The 3,133-nt window shown below is 54.9% G+C and carries 4 protein-coding genes and 1 pseudogene; 1 reads left to right on the top strand and 4 read right to left on the bottom strand.

What is annotated here, in order from left to right:
• Nucleotides 1–289: 289 nt before the first annotated feature.
• From DWX39_RS10635 to DWX39_RS10625, 3 genes are read right to left on the bottom strand one after another with little or no spacing between them, the layout of a single operon-like run.
• The gene (locus DWX39_RS10635; protein ID WP_117759919.1) at nt 290–1,198 is read right to left on the bottom strand and encodes a radical SAM mobile pair protein B; all 909 of its coding nucleotides are present in this window, start codon (nt 1,196–1,198) and stop codon (nt 290–292) included.
• A complete protein-coding gene (locus tag DWX39_RS10630; protein ID WP_055252677.1) occupies nt 1,186–1,875 on the bottom strand; it encodes a radical SAM mobile pair protein A in 690 nt (229 codons plus the stop codon). The genes DWX39_RS10635 and DWX39_RS10630 overlap by 13 nt, the downstream gene beginning before the upstream one ends.
• Nucleotides 1,872–2,072 (bottom strand): hypothetical protein, encoded by a 201-nt coding sequence (locus tag DWX39_RS10625; RefSeq protein WP_117759917.1) that lies wholly within the window; start codon nt 2,070–2,072, stop codon nt 1,872–1,874. Before DWX39_RS10625 ends, DWX39_RS10630 begins: the two co-directional genes overlap by 4 nt.
• Nucleotides 2,073–2,215: 143 nt before the next feature.
• On the opposite strand from DWX39_RS10625, the gene DWX39_RS10620 reads away from it, so the two are divergent.
• Nucleotides 2,216–2,776: a TetR/AcrR family transcriptional regulator gene (locus DWX39_RS10620; protein WP_117759916.1), complete on the top strand. Its 561-nt coding sequence runs from the start codon at nt 2,216–2,218 to the stop codon at nt 2,774–2,776.
• Nucleotides 2,777–2,859: 83 nt separating this feature from the next.
• On the opposite strand, the pseudogene DWX39_RS11070 reads toward DWX39_RS10620, so the two are convergent.
• A pseudogene (locus DWX39_RS11070) lies at nt 2,860–3,133 on the bottom strand (Sir2 silent information regulator family NAD-dependent deacetylase); the annotation flags it as partial.

Here is a 3,133-nt window from a genome sequence, read left to right as displayed (position 1 = left end):
GTATGCCCATCGCTGCTCGAGGCTGGGGTAGAGGTAGTAGAAGCCGTCGAAAAGGCTCTTGACTACTTTCGATTGATGCTCAGTGCCCATTGTATTCGCTACGATTAAACTCGGCACAGGGGATACTGGTTTTCCGTGCGAAAACGCTCATGCCGCTAAATTGAGCGACCGCCTGTACTGCAGCGGGATCATCCGCCCGAGCGATCCCTCAATCCGTCGCCCGTTGCGCCAATCGGCAGAAGCCACGCGTGGACGCTAATCGCTCGAGCGAATCGTCGTCGGTTTCCGTTTAACGATTTCTTTTTCCGCTATTATCTGACCCTCGGACTTCCTCGTGATAGAAGTAGTCCACGATCACCGGATGCCCCTGGGGGACTCTGCCATAAGGCATTTCGTTGTCCACAAAGGGGCAATCGTACTTCTTGGCCATTTCCTCGGCTTTTACTTCAAGCGCTTCAAAATAGCTACGGTTGCGCTTGTTATAGATCTCATCGTAAAGCGGTACGAGATTGGGATGTTTCTCGGCGATATAATCCAGGATCGCTTTTTTGAAACCACCCCGAAGATTGAGATTTTCGAGCCAAAACAAATCGCACCGATCCTTTACTCGCTCAAAAATCATCTCAAAATCCGTGATGCCGGGAAATACCGGGGACACGAAGCAGACCGTACGGATACCTTCGTCATACACCTGCTTCATAGCAGCGATACGACGCTCGATGCTCGACGCGGAGTCCATATCGTTCTTGAAGTTCTCATCCAGCGTGTTGATCGACCATGAAACGGTCACTCGTCCAAGCCTCTTCAGCAGATCGATATCCCGTACCACAAGATTGGACTTTGTGCAGATCAGAATATCTGCATCGCTGCCAATCAGCTGCTCCAGGAGTTTCCTGGTATTCCCGAATCGCTCCTCCTGTGGATTGTAGCCATCCGTCACAGAACCGATAACCACCCGCTGTCCAGCGTATTTCTTCGGATTCTTGATTTCCGGCCAATGCTTCACATCAAGAAAGGTGCCCCATTCCTCCTTGTGTCCGGTAAAGCGCTTCATAAAGGAGGCATAGCAATACTTACAGGCATGCGTGCAGCCTACATAGGGATTGACCGAGTAGCCGCCTACCGGCAGGCTGGACTTGGTCATGATGTTCTTTGCTTCCACCTCATTGATGAGGATTCCATCGATCACTTCCGCCATGTTCTCTGCACCTCCAGCACTCTTTCGAATTCTTCCGGCAATTCCTGAATCATGTTTTCGTCCCCTATGACAGAGACGAGGTCTTCCTTCATAAACATTGGAATGCCAAGCGCGTGCGCCTGGTCCGTCAAAGACCATGCCCACTCCGGTTCCGTATGAACCTTCCTGCTCTGCGCCCCGGTCATGGTACCGACGACGATCCAGTTGATTCCGGAAAGGTCGACCGTACCGGGATCGTCGAATAGCGGCTCAAAAGTAACGAAGAAGTGATTTGCTTTGACGTTTTTCCGAAGGGCGTCGATACGCCACAGCTCCGCTTTCCTCGTCACCGTAACGCCGAACCATGCGTTTTCCAGGTCGGTATCTAAATCCAGCAAATCGGGTCTCTTGGTCAGGAACAGGAACTGATGCTGTGGATTCTCATGGATCTTTGCAAATACCTCGTCTCGCCATTCCAGCTTCCACCCGGAGAGATCGCTCATGCCGGTAAGGAGAAAGTTCTGCGGGCGTTTCTTTTCCATCATCTTGAGCTTGCTCGGGAAGAACGCAGGATCAGCGAAGTCGTCAATCATATGCCAACGTTTCACATTGTTACGGGCATAGCAATATGGACACCCCACCGTGCAGCCGATGACGATATTCATATTCTGAATCTGATTTTTGATGCAGATGCTCATAACGCCTGCCTACCTGCCTCTCCCGTAAACACACAATCAGCCTCCCCCACCTTGCGGACAAAAGCCTCGATATCTTGCTTGCAAGCAGCAGGCTCGCAATCGCTCAAATCGTATGACGTGCCGCCGTTTCGATAGACGGCCCGATGGGAAAACGATCGGCTGACAAGCCCGATGCCGAGCTTCTCGCACAGGGTCATCCGTGCTCCCTTTCAGCTATAAAAAACAGGTGTCTATAAACAGTATCCTTGTTGATTTTCGCAGGGGCAATGAACAAACGCGTGCACCTGTCGATAAACGAACAGCTACTGGACATTGTCAAACGACTCAGATTGGAGAGGCGATGGGAGAAACCAAGATCGACCGCCGGCGGCGCTACACCCTCTCGGTCATACAGGAGGCGTTCTTCGCGCTGCTGGCCGAGGTCGGCTTCGCGAAGATGACGGTGGCGGACATCTGCCGCCGCGCCGAGATCAACCGGGGAACGTTCTATCTGCATTGCGAGGATAAGTACGCGCTGCTCGATGCGCTTATCGACGAGGCATTGGCAGCGGCTCCCCCGCTTGAGGGGGTTGAATCGGCAACGCTTTGCCAGCGTCCGCCGGCAGACGACGATTATCGCCTGCTTTATTCGGACAGCGACGCATACGCTCGCGTAGCCCAGCGCGTCATAGAACGCGGAGCGGAGCAGATGGTTCCCTGGGTCATGGAGAAAACAGGGCTTTCACGCGAAGACGCCTTCCTGCTCTTCATCCACAACGTCCAGGGCAATCTGGCCGTCAACCGCCTGCTCGGCTGGAGACGAGGCCCCGAGTTCACCCATGCCCAGGAGCTGCTCAACGCCTATTCCGAAGGGGGCTTACTGGCGGTATCCGCTCTTCGCGATTCCGATAACCCATCGTGACCTGCGATTCAGGAATACCAGCCTCCGAGCCCTCTCGTTCGGAGGCTGCGGCTAAAACCTCATTGCGCGTCTACCGCTCCGCGTTACTCGCCACCTGCCCGCGCCACCGAGAGCAGGGCGCCCAAATCGGCCTGGATCGCCCCTGCCTTGCTTCCAAGCTGCAACGGAGCCGAGCCGCCCGAGATGTTTACGCTCAAAAGGTGCGCATCCGGCAGCTTCGCGGTCATGCTCCAGAACGGGAGCGTGATGATGCCGGGGGTCATCTCGCCCACGCCGAGCTCCAGCAACAGCACGCGGCGATCGCTGCGCTCGCGCACGAAGTGCTCGTATCGTCCGAGGCTCTCGCGCCAGGCCGCA

Source organism: Collinsella sp. AF19-1LB, assembly GCF_003459655.1.
GTDB lineage: Bacteria > Actinomycetota > Coriobacteriia > Coriobacteriales > Coriobacteriaceae > Collinsella.
Note: the sequence above shows the minus strand (reverse complement) of the source record. Positions and strands in the feature narration are given on the sequence as shown.